17 protein-coding genes are annotated in these 14,560 nt (G+C 61.8%); 15 read left to right on the forward strand and 2 right to left on the reverse strand.

Translation table 11 applies throughout. From position 1 onward, the window contains the following. Nucleotides 1-83: 83 nt before the first annotated feature. Entirely contained in the window at nt 84-563 is a 480-nt protein-coding gene (gene moaC, locus ACZ41T_RS05210; protein WP_464923416.1) for a cyclic pyranopterin monophosphate synthase MoaC, read from the reverse strand. A 71-nt stretch (nt 564-634) separates the two neighbouring features. Between moaC and ACZ41T_RS05215 the strand changes: the two genes are divergently transcribed. The 15 genes from ACZ41T_RS05215 to ACZ41T_RS05285 all read left to right on the forward strand — a co-directional run bounded on the left by ACZ41T_RS05215 (nt 635) and on the right by ACZ41T_RS05285 (nt 13,905). Further along, nucleotides 635-2,053, forward strand: a complete 1,419-nt coding sequence (locus ACZ41T_RS05215) for a beta-barrel assembly-enhancing protease (RefSeq protein WP_464923417.1) — start codon at nt 635-637, stop codon at nt 2,051-2,053. A 205-nt stretch (nt 2,054-2,258) separates the two neighbouring features. Next, nucleotides 2,259-2,648 carry a sulfur oxidation c-type cytochrome SoxX gene (gene soxX, locus ACZ41T_RS05220; RefSeq protein ID WP_464923418.1) on the forward strand — a complete coding sequence of 130 codons (390 nt, stop codon included), beginning with the start codon at nt 2,259-2,261 and terminating at the stop codon, nt 2,646-2,648. 39 nt (nt 2,649-2,687) lie between these two features. After that, nucleotides 2,688-3,155 carry a thiosulfate oxidation carrier protein SoxY gene (gene soxY / locus ACZ41T_RS05225; RefSeq protein ID WP_464923419.1) on the forward strand — a complete coding sequence of 156 codons (468 nt, stop codon included), beginning with the start codon at nt 2,688-2,690 and terminating at the stop codon, nt 3,153-3,155. 44 nt (nt 3,156-3,199) lie between these two features. Beyond that, entirely contained in the window at nt 3,200-3,514 is a 315-nt protein-coding gene (soxZ, locus tag ACZ41T_RS05230) for a thiosulfate oxidation carrier complex protein SoxZ (RefSeq protein ID WP_464923420.1), read from the forward strand. Nucleotides 3,515-3,583: 69 nt separating this feature from the next. Next, entirely contained in the window at nt 3,584-4,429 is an 846-nt protein-coding gene (gene soxA, locus ACZ41T_RS05235; RefSeq protein WP_464923421.1) for a sulfur oxidation c-type cytochrome SoxA, read from the forward strand. Between the two features lie 161 nt (nt 4,430-4,590). Beyond that, nucleotides 4,591-6,333 (forward strand): thiosulfohydrolase SoxB, encoded by a 1,743-nt coding sequence (soxB, locus tag ACZ41T_RS05240; protein WP_464923422.1) that lies wholly within the window; start codon nt 4,591-4,593, stop codon nt 6,331-6,333. A 468-nt stretch (nt 6,334-6,801) separates the two neighbouring features. Further along, the gene (locus ACZ41T_RS05245; protein ID WP_464923423.1) at nt 6,802-7,227 is read left to right on the forward strand and encodes a c-type cytochrome; all 426 of its coding nucleotides are present in this window, start codon (nt 6,802-6,804) and stop codon (nt 7,225-7,227) included. Between the two features lie 37 nt (nt 7,228-7,264). After that, on the forward strand, nt 7,265-8,641 hold the full coding sequence (locus ACZ41T_RS05250; RefSeq protein ID WP_464923424.1) for a cbb3-type cytochrome c oxidase subunit I: 1,377 nt from the start codon (nt 7,265-7,267) through the stop codon (nt 8,639-8,641). A 44-nt stretch (nt 8,642-8,685) separates the two neighbouring features. Continuing rightward, nucleotides 8,686-9,279 (forward strand): cytochrome c oxidase subunit 3 family protein, encoded by a 594-nt coding sequence (locus ACZ41T_RS05255; protein ID WP_464923425.1) that lies wholly within the window; start codon nt 8,686-8,688, stop codon nt 9,277-9,279. Between the two features lie 4 nt (nt 9,280-9,283). Then, a complete protein-coding gene (locus ACZ41T_RS05260; protein WP_464923426.1) occupies nt 9,284-9,532 on the forward strand; it encodes a cytochrome C oxidase subunit IV family protein in 249 nt (82 codons plus the stop codon). Nucleotides 9,533-9,551: 19 nt separating this feature from the next. Further along, entirely contained in the window at nt 9,552-10,367 is an 816-nt protein-coding gene (locus ACZ41T_RS05265) for an AAA family ATPase (protein WP_464923427.1), read from the forward strand. Beyond that, entirely contained in the window at nt 10,364-10,744 is a 381-nt protein-coding gene (locus tag ACZ41T_RS05270; protein ID WP_464923428.1) for a hypothetical protein, read from the forward strand. The genes ACZ41T_RS05265 and ACZ41T_RS05270 overlap by 4 nt, the downstream gene beginning before the upstream one ends. Next, nucleotides 10,738-11,784 (forward strand): 4Fe-4S binding protein, encoded by a 1,047-nt coding sequence (locus ACZ41T_RS05275; protein ID WP_464923429.1) that lies wholly within the window; start codon nt 10,738-10,740, stop codon nt 11,782-11,784. Before ACZ41T_RS05270 ends, ACZ41T_RS05275 begins: the two co-directional genes overlap by 7 nt. Nucleotide 11,785: 1 nt before the next feature. Continuing rightward, nucleotides 11,786-13,624, forward strand: coding sequence for a nitric oxide reductase activation protein NorD (locus ACZ41T_RS05280; protein ID WP_464923430.1), 1,839 nt, complete (start codon nt 11,786-11,788; stop codon nt 13,622-13,624). Nucleotides 13,625-13,647: 23 nt separating this feature from the next. Next, on the forward strand, nt 13,648-13,905 hold the full coding sequence (locus ACZ41T_RS05285; protein WP_464923431.1) for a hypothetical protein: 258 nt from the start codon (nt 13,648-13,650) through the stop codon (nt 13,903-13,905). Nucleotides 13,906-13,944: 39 nt separating this feature from the next. Here the strand turns inward: ACZ41T_RS05285 and ACZ41T_RS05290 are convergent, their stop codons facing one another. Continuing rightward, nucleotides 13,945-14,496 (reverse strand): DUF1415 domain-containing protein, encoded by a 552-nt coding sequence (locus ACZ41T_RS05290; protein ID WP_464923432.1) that lies wholly within the window; start codon nt 14,494-14,496, stop codon nt 13,945-13,947. Nucleotides 14,497-14,560: the final 64 nt, after the last annotated feature.

Genomic DNA, 14,560 nt, shown 5'->3' on the forward strand with positions numbered 1-14,560 from the left:
ATAAGCCAGTCCGGCAATAAGTCTTATATTTCCAAGGGTTATACGACCGGACTGGCATCACTTCGCCATAAAACCAGACATTTCTAAGGATTCAAGCGCCAGTGGCCGGAGCGTCCGCCCTGCTTTTCCAGCAGCCGGATATCGGACATCACCATGCCGCGATCGACCGCCTTGCACATGTCGTAGATCGTCAGCAGCGCCACACCGACGCCGGTCAAGGCTTCCATTTCCACGCCGGTCTTGCCGACGGTCTCGGCGGTCACGGTGCAGCTGATCGACGATTCGGACGCATCATGGCTAAATTCCACACTCACCTTCGTCAGCGCAATCGGGTGGCACAGCGGAATCAGTTCGGCGGTGCGCTTGGTTGCCTGGATCGCCGCAATGCGTGCGATGCCCAGCACATCCCCCTTGGCCGCCTGGCCGTCGAGAATGCGCGCCAGCGTATCGGGTAACATACCAATGCGGCCCATCGCCACGGCAACGCGCCGGGTATCGTCCTTGCCGGCCACGTCGACCATGACCGCACGGCCGCGCTTATCAAAGTGGGTGAATTCGCTCATATTGGGAACCTTGCTGAGAATCTCCGAATCCTAAACCAAATGTTGTTACTCGCCACCACACTTATCCGCTGATGCTGCGCACCCTGCTCGCACTCGCTTTGGCCATCCAGCCGGTGATGGCCGCCGACCTGCCCGATCTGGGCGAGGTGTCGCGGCAATACTTTTCCGACCAGGAAGAGCAGACGATGGGACGGGCCATCATGCGCGACGTCTATGCCGATCCGGGCTATCTGGACGACCCCGAAATCGAAACCTACCTCAACCAGCTCGGCTACAAGCTGGTCTCGGTCAGCACGCGCAACCAGCGCGAATTCAATTTCTTCGTCGTCAACGATCCCAGCATCAACGCCTTCGCCATGCCGGGCGGCAACATCGGCGTGCATACCGGTCTGCTGCTTTCCGCACAAAGCGAATCCGAGCTGGCAAGCGTGGTGGCCCACGAAATTGCCCACGTCACCCAGGATCACATCGCGCGCATGGTCGCCTCGCAAAGCCAGAGCTATTGGCCGACCATGGCCGCACTGGCGCTGGCGCTGCTGGCTGCGCGCTCCAACCCCAATGTGGCCGGCGCGGCGATTGCCTCCACCCAGGCGTATTCGATCCAGAACCAGCTCAACTACAGCCGCGACTACGAGCGCGAGGCCGATCGCCTGGGCTACGAAATGCTGACCCGCGGCGGCTACGACCCACGCGGCATGAGCGAATTTTTCAACCGCCTGCAGCGCGCCAACCGGTTCTATGACAGCAGCGCCCCGGCCTATCTGCGCACCCATCCGCTCACCAGCGACCGCATCGCCGATATGCAGGCGCGCAGCGAGGACGCGCCGTATCAACAGGTGGAGAACAGCCTGGATTTCCATCTGGTGCGTGCCCGCCTGCGCGCGCAGGAAGACAGCCCGGCCGACGCCGTGCGCGCCGCGCGTAATGTTTTAAAGGAAAAGCGCTACAGCAGCGAAACTGCCGCGCGCTATGGTCTTGCTACCGCGCTGATACGGGCGCGCCAGTTCAAGGAGGCCGAGGCCGAGGTGCAAAAGCTGCTGTCCGGCAAACCGGTCCACCCGATGATTCAGCTACTGGCCGCCCGCAGCGCGCTGGACGCCGGTCTTCACGGGCTCGCCCTGCAGCGCTACCAGGAAGGCAGCGAGGCCCATCCCGGCTACCGCCCCTTGCAATACGGCCATATCGGTGCGCTGCTGTCAGCCGGTCGCAGCAACGATGCGCTGACACAGGTCGACAAACAACTTGCACTGTACCCACTCGACCGCCGCCTGTGGCGACTGGCCGCCCAGACCCACGCCCAGTTGGGACATCGCCTGCTCAGCCATCGCGCCCAGGCAGAAGCCGCCGCATTGAGCGGAGATCTGATTGCCGCCATCGAGCTGATCAGTCTCGGCATCAAGGCGGGCGACGGCAGCTTTTACGAAATATCGGCGGCTGAATCGCGGCGACGCGAATGGCAGGACGTCGAAAAATCGCAGCGCAAGAACTAGCTTGCAGGCGCACAACCCCATACAGGGGAAGGCTGGTAGGAATTTACCCTGCGTTTTAGACGTAAAAAACGGCGCATGGCCTTGCGTCGTAAAAACCAATTCCACTATGCTTCGTCACATCCATCGTTATTGGATAGCGTTCGCGCATGGCGTCCCCAAGCGGCAAGCGCTTTCGTCACTACGTAAAAATATTAGGAGGATGACTATGCGAAAGTTGCATCAAGTAGCAGCGGCCTGTGCGATCGGCGCCATCATGCTGTCGGGCAATGTGCTGGCACAGGCTACGGCAACCCCATCTGGAGCAGCCGCCCCCAAAAAGGAAGTGACCGGCAAAGATCTGGCGTTCGACCGTAGAAAAGGCAACTGCCTGGCGTGCCACGCCATGCCCACCCTGCCCGATGCCGAATCACCCGGCCAGTACGGTCCGCCGCTGATCGCCATGAGCGCGCGCTTCCCCGACAAGGCCAGGATGCGCGCCCAGATCTGGGACGCAACCACGTTCAACTCCGCCTCCTCGATGATTCCGTTCGGCAAGCACGGCGTGTTGACGGAAGCGGAAATCGATAAAGTGGCCGACTTCGTGTACGGTCTGTAATTACCAATACCCTTGCATAGTTCAATCAGGAGATAGTTCATGAACGCACTTCGTAGAAACGTACTGAAAGGCGCCGCAGGCGCGGGCGCCGTGGCGGTTGCCGTGGCCGCCGGCCTGCTGAAGCCGACCCAGGCGATGGCCGCCTGGAACAAGGCAGCTTTCGATGCCAAAAACGTCGGGGCCGCCCTCAATGGCATCGGCGTGGCCGACCCGGCAGACAGCAAGGACATCACCATCAAGGCGCCGGACATCGCCGAAAACGGCGCCGTGGTGCCGGTGGAAGTGACCAGCGACATCGCCGGCACCACCAGCATCGCCATCCTGGCCGAGAAGAACGCCTCGCCGCTGGTCAGCAACTTCAACCTGTCGGGCGGCGCCCTGGGCTTCATTTCCACCCGCATCAAGATGGGCCAGACTTCGCTCGTCCGTGCCGTGGTCAAGGCAGGCGGCAAGTCCTACACCGCGGCCAAGGAAGTCAAAGTCACCATCGGCGGCTGCGGCGGCTGATCGCACCCCATCCCCATCATTCATATTCAGGAAAGGAAAGCCAAATGGCTGAACCCATGCGTATCCGTGCCACCATGGCAGGCGACGTCGCCGACGTCAAAGTGCTGATGAACCACCCGATGGAAACCGGCCTGCGTAAAGACGCCAAGACCGGCCAGATGATCCCCGCCCACTTCATCACCGAAGTGATCGCCACCGTCAACGGCACCCCGGTGCTGGCTGCCGAAATGAGCGGCGGCATCTCCAAGAATCCCTACCTGGGCTTCAAGGTCAAGGGCCCCAAGGCTGGCGACAAGGTCGCCGTCAGTTGGGCCGACAACAAGGGCGACAAGAACAGCGTCGAGGCCACCATCGGCTAGGACGGGCAGTAACCGAGCGGGGCATCAGGCCCCGCTCCGCTTTCATTCATCGGGTTTCTGGAGGACGGCATGAAACAAAAAATCATTATGAAACTGCTGGCAGGGATGGCTGGCCTTGGCATCGCATTGGGCGCAGCCAGCGTGCACGCTTCGCCCGAGAAGGACCGGCAGGAATTGATCAAGTACTACATGAACAAATATCCCGACGTCAAGGTCGAGGATTACGTCTACGGCGCGCTGGCATTCGACGCCGACAGCAAGGCGCAGTACGACGCCATCATGGAATTCCCGCCTTACGATTCGGAAATCGACAAGGGCCGCAAGATGTGGGAAACCCCGTTCAAAAACGGCAAGACGTATGCGAACTGTCTGCCCAACGGCGGCAAGCACATCGCCGGCAACTACCCCCTGTTCGACGAGGCCAAGGGCAAGGTCGTCACGCTGCACGATGCTATCAACGACTGCCGCACGGCTAACGGCGAGGAAGCATTCAAGGTCGACGACATGAAGACCATGGGTCTGCTCACCGCCTACATGCGCACCCTGTCGGACGGCATGATGATGAACATCAAGGTCGAAGGCCCGAAGGCGATGGCCGCGTATGAAGACGGCAAGAAAACCTTCTTCAGCCGCAAGGGCCAGCTCAACTTCGCCTGTGCTACCTGCCATGTGCAGAACGCCGGCAACCATCTGCGTTCCGAACTAATCTCGCCCGTCATCGGCCATGCCGTGCACTGGCCGGTGTTCCGCGGCGGCGACAATCTGTTCACGCTGCAGCGGCGCTACCAGGGCTGCTTCAAGCAGGTCCGCGCGGTTCCCCCGCCACAGGGCGGCACCACGTTGAACAACCTGGAGTACTTCCACTCCGCGCTGTCGAACGGCCTGCCCCTGAAAGCCTCGGTGTTCCGCAAGTAAACTCAAGCAGGATAGAAAAAGCCCGGGCAACCGGGCTTTTTCTATTTCGCTCGCGCACAAAAAACCCGGGGGCATGAGCCGGAGCTACCATTTACGGACAATCTGCCAGTATCGACAATACTGAAAAACATCACGCATCATTCATTTCCGAGGAAAGCCCCATGCACATGAACCGTCGCGAGTTTCTGCAATTGCTGGCTGTCGCCGCCGCGTCCGGGATGGCGCTTGACAGCAAGTCCGCCTTGGCCGGCAAGGCGCCCGCCAGCTTCTACGATGTGCCGCGCCATGGCAACGTCTCGTTCCTGCACTTCACCGACTGTCATGCGCAGCTGCTGCCGGTGTGGTTCCGCGAACCCAATGTCAACCTTGGCATCGGCAGCACCTTCGGCAAGGCGCCCCACCTGGTCGGCCAGCACCTGCTGAAACAATACGGAATCAAGCCCGGCAGCGCCGAAGCCCACGCCTTTACCTACCTCGACTTCACCGAGGCCGCCAGGGTCTACGGCAAGGTCGGCGGCTTTGCCCACCTGAAAACCCTGGTCGACAAGATGCGTACGCAGCGCCCGGGCGCGCTGCTGCTGGATGGCGGCGACACCTGGCAGGGTTCGGCCACCTCGTTGTGGACCAATGCGCAGGACATGGTCGATGCCTGCATCCTGCTCGGCGTGGACACCATGACGTCGCACTGGGAAGCGATGTTTGGCGCCGACCGTTTCATGGAAATCGTCAACAACGATTTCAAGAAAGCCAATATTGATTTCGTCGCACAGAACGTCGTCACCAACGACTTCGGCGACCAGGTGTTCAAGCCTTACGTCATGAAGGAAATGAACGGCGTGAAGCTCGCCATCGTCGGTCAGGCCTTCCCCTACACCCCGATCGCCAATCCGCGCTACCACGTGCCGGACTGGAGCTTCGGCATCCGCGACGACGGCATGCAGAAATGGGTGGATGAGGCGCGCGCCCAAGGCGCCAAAGTCGTGATCGTGCTCTCACATAACGGCATGGACGTGGATCTCAAGATGGCCAGCCGCGTCACCGGCATCGACGCCATTTTCGGCGGCCACACTCACGACGGCGTGCCGCAGCCGGTGAAGATCAAGAACGCCAAGGGCATCACGCTGGTGACCAATGCGGGCTCCAATGGCAAGTTCCTCGGCGTAATGGATTTCGATGTTCGCGGCGGCAAAGTGCAAAGCTACAAATACCGCCTGCTGCCGGTGTTCTCCAACCTGCTGCCGGCCGATCCGGCCATGGACGCGCATATCAAGAAAGTACGCGCGCCCTACGAGGCCGAGCTCAGCGAGAAACTCGCCGTCACCGACGACTTCCTGTACCGGCGCGGCAACTTCAACGGCACCTGGGACCAGTTGCTGGTCGATGCGCTGATGGAGGTCAAGGGCGCGGACGCCGCTTTCTCGCCCGGCTTCCGCTGGGGCACCACACTGTTGCCGGGCGAAGCCATCACCATGGAGCGCCTGATGGACCAGACCGCGATCACCTACCCGCAGACCACGCTGAACGAGATGACCGGCGAAGCCATCAAGACCATCATGGAAGATGTCGCCGACAATCTGTTCAATACCGACCCGTACTACCAGCAGGGCGGCGACATGGTGCGCGTCGGCGGCATCGAGTACACCATCGCCCCGACCAGGAAAATCGGTCAGCGCATCAGCAACATGACCATCAAGGGCAAGCCGGTCGATGCCAACAAGACCTACAAGGTCGCTGGCTGGGCGCCGGTGGCTGAGGGCGCGCAGGGCGAGCCGGTGTGGGACGTCGTCGCCAGCTACCTGCGCGACAAGAAGGTGATCAAGGGCTTGAAGCTGAACGAACCCAAAATCATCGGGGTCGGCAAATCCAACCCGGGCATTGCGGACTATAAGGGCAGCGTGTCCTGATTCCGGCGCCGGAGGAAGTTAAAAAGGGGCGCGCGCCCCTTTTTTTATGGCTCTTTCACCGTTATTTGTTGATGTTGGCCAGCCCCGCAGGAGCGGTCTGCGGGATGCCGCAGGGTAGGGGCTTCATCAGAGGGGGCAAGACATGACTTCAACAGCCAACAGTGACATAGCCTTTTTTATATTTCAATAAAACGTCGGCCAGCGGCACATGGCGCCGTACCCGGCTGCGGAGTTGTTGCCGCCGCATCCAGCGGCAACGCGCCGAACGGCGCCAAGCGCGCCCCCGCCAAACCTCATCACGCCTACCGCACTGTCCCGTTAATGCAACAGGCAAATTTTCATCTTTACAAAACATGCACTGCCAATATATATTTGGGTCTCGATAGCTGAGATTGGTGCAGGCAGGTGGGAGTGCGCACTGACAAGCGATTCGTACCCAACCCAAGCATACGAAAGGGACTCAACCAAATGAGCTCGGCATTTACCAAATCAGCCGCCCGAAATATCTTCTACGGTGGCGCGGTGTTCTTCTTCCTTATGTTGCTCGCCCTTACGTTCGACACCATGGGCCAGCTTCCCAAACGCGACAACCACGAGAACCTGTCCGAATCGGTCCTTCGCGGCAAGCACATCTGGGAAACGCGCAACTGCATCGGTTGCCACACGCTGATGGGCGAGGGCGCGTATTTTGCGCCGGAGCTCGTCAACGTGTACACGCGACGCGGCCCGGATTTCATCAAGGCATGGATCCAGGGCCAACCGACCGGCGCCCCCGGACGACGCCAGATGCCCAATTTCAATCTGACCGAGGAGCAGCTTGACGACATGGTTAACTTCTTCAAGTACACCTCCGAGATCAATATATCCAACTGGCCACCAAACATCGAGGGGTGAACATGACTTACATAAAATGCGTCAAGAGGAAAACGTCATGAAATATCAATCACAACTGGTCGCGAAGCCCTACTTCATCGCGGCGATCGGTCTTTTCCTTACTCAGATCACATTCGGTCTGATCATGGGGCTGCAGTACGTCGTCGGGGATTTCCTGTTCCCTGAAATCCCGTTCAACGTCGCACGCATGGTGCACACCAACCTGCTGATCGTATGGCTGCTGTTCGGCTTCATGGGCGCCGCTTACTATTTGATCCCGGAAGAATCGGAACGTGAACTGCATAGTCCGAAACTGGCGCTGGCGATGTTCTGGATCTTCCTTGCCGCCGGGACGGCGACCATTCTTGGCTATCTCTTCGTGCCGTATGCGACGCTGGCCGAAATGACGGGCAATAACCTGCTGGCCACGATGGGGCGCGAGTTCCTTGAACAGCCGCTGCCGACCAAGGTCGGGATCGTGGTGGTGGCGCTGGCGATGCTGTACAACCTGTCGATGACCGTGCTGCGCGGACGCAAGACCGCGATCAACCTGGTGATGCTGGTCGGTCTGTGGGGGCTTGCGATTTTCTTCCTGTTCTCCTTCTACAACCCCGGCAACCTCGTCAAGGACAAGTATTTCTGGTGGTGGGTCGTGCACCTTTGGGTGGAAGGCGTGTGGGAACTGATCATGGGTGCAATGCTGGCCTTCGTGCTGATCAAGGTGACCGGCGTGGACCGCGAAGTGATCGAGAAATGGCTGTACGTGATCATCGCGATGGCCCTTATTACCGGTCTCATCGGCACCGGCCACCATTACTACTGGATCGGCGCACCGGAATACTGGCAATGGTGGGGCAGCGTGTTCTCCGCACTGGAACCGATTCCCTTCTTCATGATGACGGTATTCGCATTCAACATGGTCAACCGCAGGCGGCGCGAGCATCCGAACAAGGCGGCCGTACTGTGGGCGCTCGGCACCGGCGTGATGGCTTTCCTGGGCGCCGGCGTGTGGGGCTTCCTGCACACGCTGGCACCGGTGAACTACTTCACCCACGGCAGCCAGATCACGGCGGCGCACGGCCACCTTGCCTTCTATGGTGCCTACGCGATGGTGGTGATCACCATGATCAGCTACACCATGCCGCTGATGCGCGGGCGTGCCGCCAACAGCCCGCTGGCGCAAACGGTCGAGATGTGGTCGTTCTGGCTGATGACCGTCTCGATGGTGTTCATCACACTGTTTCTGACTGCCGCCGGGATCCTGCAAATCTGGCTGCAGCGCATCTCCGACCAGCCCATGTCGTTCATGGCCGCGCAGGACCAGGTTGCGCTGTTCTACTGGATGCGCGAATACACCGGCCTGATCTTCCTGACCGGCCTCCTGCTGTACATCAGTAGTTTCTTCATCAAGGGCAAGGCCGCGACTGCGGACTGAGCCTGATCGTCTGCCCGGCTCGCCGGGCAGACATGGGGGTCGTCTTGAACGTCTCAATATCTCTTCCGGCACCACATGGCAACCGCCGCGATCCTCCCGGCGATCTTGCGATATGGTTCTTTATCCTCGCCGAATTGCTGGTATTCGGCGTTTTCTTTCTGGCGTACGCGTTTGCCCGTACGCACGATGTCGAATTGTTCAATGCGTCGCAACTGGAGCTGGACCGGACCAGTGGCTTCATCAACACCATGCTGCTGATCTCCGGCAGCTATTTCGTGGTGCTTGCCGTCGATCGAATCCGGCATGGTCATCCCCGCGCCTGCACCCGCTTGCTGATCGCCGCCATGGCATGCGGTGCTGCGTTTCTCGTGCTCAAACTGGTCGAATTCAGCGGCAAGATCGAAGCCGGCATCAACATGTCGACCAACACTTTCTACATGTTTTACCTGGGCCTCGGGTTTTTTCACTTCATGCATGTCGTGCTCGGCATGGTCATCCTCGGCGCCGTTACGCACAAAGCATGGCGCGGCGGCTACCATGCAACCGACTATGCGGGCGTCGAAACCGGCGCCGCGTACTGGCACATGGTCGACCTGGTGTGGATTGTGCTGTTCCCCTTGATTTACCTATTGAACTGACGTCATGAAAGCAGCCACTTTCAATTGGTTGATCCTCTTAGCACTCACCGTGCTGAGCTTCGGCGTGACCAAAGCTGGCGTGCCCGGCAGCGCGGCCCTGGTTCCGGTGCTGCTGGCGACGCTGTTCAAGGGCCGCATCGTGATCGACCGCTTCATGGCGCTGCAGGGCGTGGGCGGAGCCTGGCGCTGGGTCGTTCTTGGCTGGCTGCTGCTGGTGCTGGGCCTGATCGGCTATGCGTTCCGGCACGCGTAAACTTAACCGAAGAAATCCCATGAACGACCTCACCACACCCGGCCTGGCGGCCACCCTGAATGTCCCCTTCTACCAGCCCGTCGGCAACGAGTGCGCGCTGTTCGAATACGCTTTCCGCAACCGCCTGCCGCTCTTGATCAAGGGCCCGACCGGCTGCGGCAAGACGCGTTTTGTCGCGCACATGGCGGCGCGCCTGACGCGTCCACTGATCACGGTGTCGTGCCACGACGACTTGACCGCAGCCGACCTGGTGGGACGCCACCTGATCGGCGACGGCCAGACGGTATGGTCGGATGGCCCGCTCACACGCGCGGTGCGCCAGGGCGGCATCTGCTACCTGGACGAAGTGGTGGAAGCGCGCAAGGACACCACGGTCGTACTGCACCCACTGACCGACGACCGGCGCATTTTGCCGATCGAGCGCACCGGCGAGGAATTGCACGCGCCGGACGAGTTCATGCTGGTGGTGTCCTACAATCCCGGCTACCAGAACCTGCTGAAAAGCCTGAAACCGTCCACGCGCCAGCGCTTCGTCGCGATCAATTTCGGCTTTCCGCCGGCCGCGCTGGAGCAAAAGATCGTGATTGCCGAAACCGGCGCCGCGCCGTTGCTGGCCACGCAACTCGTCACGCTGGCCGGCCACTTCCGGCAGCTCAAGGATCACGATCTGGAAGAAGCCGCCTCAACCCGGCTGCTGGTGTATGCGGCAAGCCTGATCGGCGCAGGCTGCGACCCGGTCGCCGCCTGCGAAGCGGCGCTGGTGGAGCCGCTGACCGACGATCCCGACACGGCACAAGCCCTGCTCGAAGTCATCAAGGCGACCTTCGGGCAATGAACGATCCCCGCGACCCGCGCACGCATGCGGTGCAGGCCGAAGTGCTCTACCTGATCAACCTGTTGCTGGCGCCCGGTCTGGCATTTCTGCTCCTGCTGGGGCTCGCCTACCGGCATCGCGCGAGCGCCAACCCGCTCACCCGTTGCCATCTGCGCCAGACCGTGACGGCCAGCATAGGTGCCGGCCTGCTGCTGACCATGGTGCCGGCCATCATCGTGCTGGCCGCCGGCCTCGACCACCCGGCGACATGGGTGCTGCTGGTGCTGTACGTGCTGTGCTGCCATGCGATGCTGGTGCTGCTGGGCGTACTTGGCCTTTCCCGTGCGATCGCCGGCAAGACCTTTGTCTATCCCCTGCTGGGACGCCGCACGTGGTAGGCGTCCAGGCCCAGGCGGCTTCCGCAATCCGTGCCGGCGTTGCGCGCAAAACGCGCGGCTGGCTTGGGGTGCCGGTACAGCGCTGGCGCCAACTGACCCAGGTCGGATTTCTTATCCTGTTCGTGTGCGCGCCGATCTTCGACATTTTCCGGCTCGACCTCAATCTCAAGCATTTCATCCTGTTCGGCTTCGACTGGACGCTTGGGCTGGATGACTTCCTCGTCGGCCGCGCTTCGGTCGGCGAGGCTTCGCTGAACATCGTGCTGCGCGGCTTTCTGCCGTTGCTCGCGGTTGGCGGCACGCTGATCTACGTCAGCTGGAAATGGGGCCGCCTCTATTGCGGCTGGCTCTGCCCGCATTTCTCGATCGTCGAAACCATCAACCAGACGCTGCGACGCGCGATCGGCAAGCAAAGCCTGTGGGAGAAGAAGCCGCAGCCGGCGCGTAACCCCGATGGCAGCGAAACCCGTCGCGACGCGCTATGGTGGTTTGCCGTGATTCCGCTGGTCATCGCCTGTGCGATGCTGTGGGCCGTGGTGCTGCTGACCTACCTGCTGCCGCCGGCCGAGGTGTACGGCAACCTCTGGCATGGCACGCTGACGCGCAATCAGGCGATTTTCCTGGGCGCGGGCGGCGTCGCTTTCTTCGTTGAATTCATGTTTGCGCGCCACCTGTTCTGCCGCTATGCCTGTGCAGTCGGGCTGTTCCAGAGCCTGGCGTGGATGAGCAACGACAAGGCGATGGTGATCGGCTTCAAGCGCGAGCGTGCCAAGGATTGCTCGAGTTGTTATTCGGCCTGCGACCATGTGTGCCCGATGCGCCTGAATCCGCGCAACGTCAAGCGCATGATGTTCGCCTGCGTGCAGTGCGGCCAGTGCGTCGATGCCTGCGACCATACGATGGAGGGCAATCCGAACGGCTCGCTGCTGAACTGGGTGAACGACCTGCGCGCCGAATCCGAGGCCGCGTTCAACGTCCGCGCCGCCCGCGCCGCGCCGGTCAGGCACGTCGTCAACGTCGTCGCGAAGGCACAGAGATAGCATGGAAGAGTTCGTCGGCAACCTGTGGGACAAACTGATCACGCGTACCGCGTATCGCGGCTTTCCGAAAGCGCGCATCGATCTGAAGGAAATCGAACGCATTGCACCGGTCTTCTTTCGCGCCCTCGGCGGCGACGCCGGCCTGACGCTGCGTACCGGCACCGCGACCGCGCACGGCGCGCGCCGCAAATGGCTTGAGCGCGTGGCCGGCGTCGGTGAAAAACAGGAGCTGGCCTGGACCGACGACAGCGCACTCTACCTGCCCGCGTTGATCGACGTTTTCCCGGAACGCGCCCAGAACCGCGAGCTGTACCTGTGGCTGCTGGCGCTGGCCGCGCACGACGTGGCGCCCGATGCAGCGTGGATTGTGCGCAACCAGCAGGCCACCCGCGCGACCCTGGATGCGCTGCCGGGTCTGGCCCGGCGTTATCGCGAACTGGTGGCTGCCGCGCTCGCCCTGCGTCCCGACCCGGCCAGACTGAACGGGCCGGAGCGGGCTGCGGAAGAGGCGATTCGCGCCGCGTTGAACGAACCCGGCTCGGTCGAAACCTTCGAGCCGGGCAAACTGCCACCGGCACCCGTATCCTTATGGCTGCACCCACAGCCGCCCGGCGGCCCCGGCAAGCAGCGCCAGGCCGGCGACAAGGCGCCGCCGCCGCCCGATTCCAGGTCGACAGACAGCCGCGACAAGCGCAAGCGGCGTGCTGAGCGGGTCGACATGCCGCAGGCGACCAACCCCTTCATGCTGCTGTTTCGCGCCGAAAGCCTGTTTTCCTGGGCCGAATTCATCAAGGTCGACCGTCCGCTCGACGAAGATGAAAACGAGCACGCGGAAAAGGCCGCCAACGACCTCGACATCCTCAGCATCGCCGACGACGACCAGACCGCGGCCAGCCGGGTGCGCTTCGACCTCGATCTGCCGGCCGAGGCCGACGACGACCTGATACTGGCCGACGGCATCCTGCTGCCGGAATGGGACTGCCGCAAGCAGCAGCTTCTGCCCGCGCATTGCCGCCTGCAGATGCTGCTCGCGCGCGATGCCGAGCCGTGCGCATTGCCGCTTGACCTGCGCGCGCCGGCCAAGCGCCTGCGTCAGCAATTCCAGGCGCTCACCACCCAGCGTACGCGCCTGCGCGCCCAGTTGTCCGGCAGCGACCTCGACATCGACGCCTGTGTGCGCTTTGCTACCGACAAGGCAGGCGGGGCACGCACGTCCGAGCCGGGGCTGTATGTCGACAGCCGCCAGCAGCAGCGCGACCTGTCCTGCCTGCTGCTGGCCGATCTGTCGCTTTCGACCGATGCCTGGGTCAACAACACGGCGCGCGTGATCGAGGTGATCCGCGACAGCCTGATGCTGTTCGGCGAAGCGCTGGCGGCGACCGGCGATCGCTTTGCGCTGTACGGATTTTCGTCGGTGCGCCGCGACAACGTGCGTTTTCACCTGCTCAAGGGATTCGACGAGCGCTACAATGACCAGATTCGCGGCCGCCTCGCCGCCATCAAGCCCGGCTACTACACGCGCATGGGCGCTGCGATCCGCCATGCGACGGCAATCCTGTCGACGCGGAAAACGGCGCGCCGCCTGCTGCTGATCCTGACCGACGGCAAGCCGAACGACCTTGACAAGTACGAAGGCCGCTACGGGATCGAAGACACCCGCATAGCAATCATTGAAGCGCGTCGCCTGGGACTCACGCCATTTTGCGTGACCATCGACGAGACGGCCGGAGATTACCTGCCGCACCTGTTCGGCGCGGCGGGCTATGTGGTGGTGCGCGATGCGGCGATGCTGCCCCGCGTGCTGCCGAGCCTGTATGCAAGGCTTACCGAAAACATCTGATTTTTCTTAACCAAGGAGCAGACATGAAAACCGAGATTCTCGATATCGCCATCCCCATCAACGCCGAAACAGCCGAACGCGCCGGCGCAAGCCTGAAGGCGATCCCCGGCGTGCACGAGGTGTCGTTTCTCGACGCGCCGGCGCGCCTGTACGCCCGCATCGACGACGATGCGCCGACCCGGGCGGAACTGGTGGCGGTGCTCAACAAGGCCGGCGTGCTGGTCGAAGAGGCGCGGAAACCCCATGCGAGCGGCAGTTGCTGCGGCAGCTGCGGCGGCTAACCCCTACCCGCTCGCGGCAGCGCTACCGGACATGAGGCGCTACTGCCTGGGTGGTCGCGCCCACAGGGCATTCCACCCTGCATGACCCAACGCCTCGAGTGTCTCGATATTGTGCGCATAAATCGTTTCCGCTTCGGGGAAGATCGCCACTGCGCGTTCGATGCTCGCCTCGCGTAGCAGGTGCAGGGTGGGAAACGGCGCACGGTTGGTAAAGTTGCCCATGTCGTCGGGAGCCGTCCCCTCGAACTGGAAGTGCGGGTGAAAACTGGCGAGCTGAATCACGCCTTCCAGTTCGTTCTCGCCTACCGCCGCCTCGGCCAGCTGCAGAAAATCGTTGAAATCGGGAAAATCCGGCAGCAGTGTCGGGTGAATCAGCAGTGTCGTGTCGACCGCCTCGGGGTCGGCGGCAGCCAGAAAATCCAGCTCGCGGTCGAGATCTTCCAGCAGGCCGTCCAGATGCGGCGCATGGCTCACCACGAAGCGCACCTGGTTCTTCACGTAGACCGCCCTGGCGAACGGGCACAGGTTCAGCCCGATTACCGCCTTTTCAATCCATTGCCGCATCGCCGCGAGCACGTCGTCGTCGCTCATTTTCCCTGTCCCTGCTGCCTGTAAGGCCGGAACTTTAACGGATACAATCTCCAATTGTCCGACG

It is taken from the genome of Thiobacillus thiophilus, assembly GCF_055378705.1.

Excerpts from the sequence above, each read along its gene's own strand:
- moaC (WP_464923416.1), bottom strand. The coding sequence starts at position 563 with ATGAGCGAATTCACCCACTTTGATAAGCGCGGCCGTGCGGTCATGGTC.
- ACZ41T_RS05215 (WP_464923417.1), top strand. The coding sequence starts at position 635 with ATGCTGCGCACCCTGCTCGCACTCGCTTTGGCCATCCAGCCGGTGATG.
- soxX (WP_464923418.1), top strand. The coding sequence starts at position 2,259 with ATGCGAAAGTTGCATCAAGTAGCAGCGGCCTGTGCGATCGGCGCCATC.
- soxY (WP_464923419.1), top strand. The coding sequence starts at position 2,688 with ATGAACGCACTTCGTAGAAACGTACTGAAAGGCGCCGCAGGCGCGGGC.
- soxZ (WP_464923420.1), top strand. The coding sequence starts at position 3,200 with ATGGCTGAACCCATGCGTATCCGTGCCACCATGGCAGGCGACGTCGCC.
- soxA (WP_464923421.1), top strand. The coding sequence starts at position 3,584 with ATGAAACAAAAAATCATTATGAAACTGCTGGCAGGGATGGCTGGCCTT.
- soxB (WP_464923422.1), top strand. The coding sequence starts at position 4,591 with ATGCACATGAACCGTCGCGAGTTTCTGCAATTGCTGGCTGTCGCCGCC.
- ACZ41T_RS05245 (WP_464923423.1), top strand. The coding sequence starts at position 6,802 with ATGAGCTCGGCATTTACCAAATCAGCCGCCCGAAATATCTTCTACGGT.
- ACZ41T_RS05250 (WP_464923424.1), top strand. The coding sequence starts at position 7,265 with ATGAAATATCAATCACAACTGGTCGCGAAGCCCTACTTCATCGCGGCG.
- ACZ41T_RS05260 (WP_464923426.1), top strand. The coding sequence starts at position 9,284 with ATGAAAGCAGCCACTTTCAATTGGTTGATCCTCTTAGCACTCACCGTG.
- ACZ41T_RS05265 (WP_464923427.1), top strand. The coding sequence starts at position 9,552 with ATGAACGACCTCACCACACCCGGCCTGGCGGCCACCCTGAATGTCCCC.
- ACZ41T_RS05270 (WP_464923428.1), top strand. The coding sequence starts at position 10,364 with ATGAACGATCCCCGCGACCCGCGCACGCATGCGGTGCAGGCCGAAGTG.
- ACZ41T_RS05280 (WP_464923430.1), top strand. The coding sequence starts at position 11,786 with ATGGAAGAGTTCGTCGGCAACCTGTGGGACAAACTGATCACGCGTACC.
- ACZ41T_RS05285 (WP_464923431.1), top strand. The coding sequence starts at position 13,648 with ATGAAAACCGAGATTCTCGATATCGCCATCCCCATCAACGCCGAAACA.
- ACZ41T_RS05290 (WP_464923432.1), bottom strand. The coding sequence starts at position 14,496 with ATGAGCGACGACGACGTGCTCGCGGCGATGCGGCAATGGATTGAAAAG.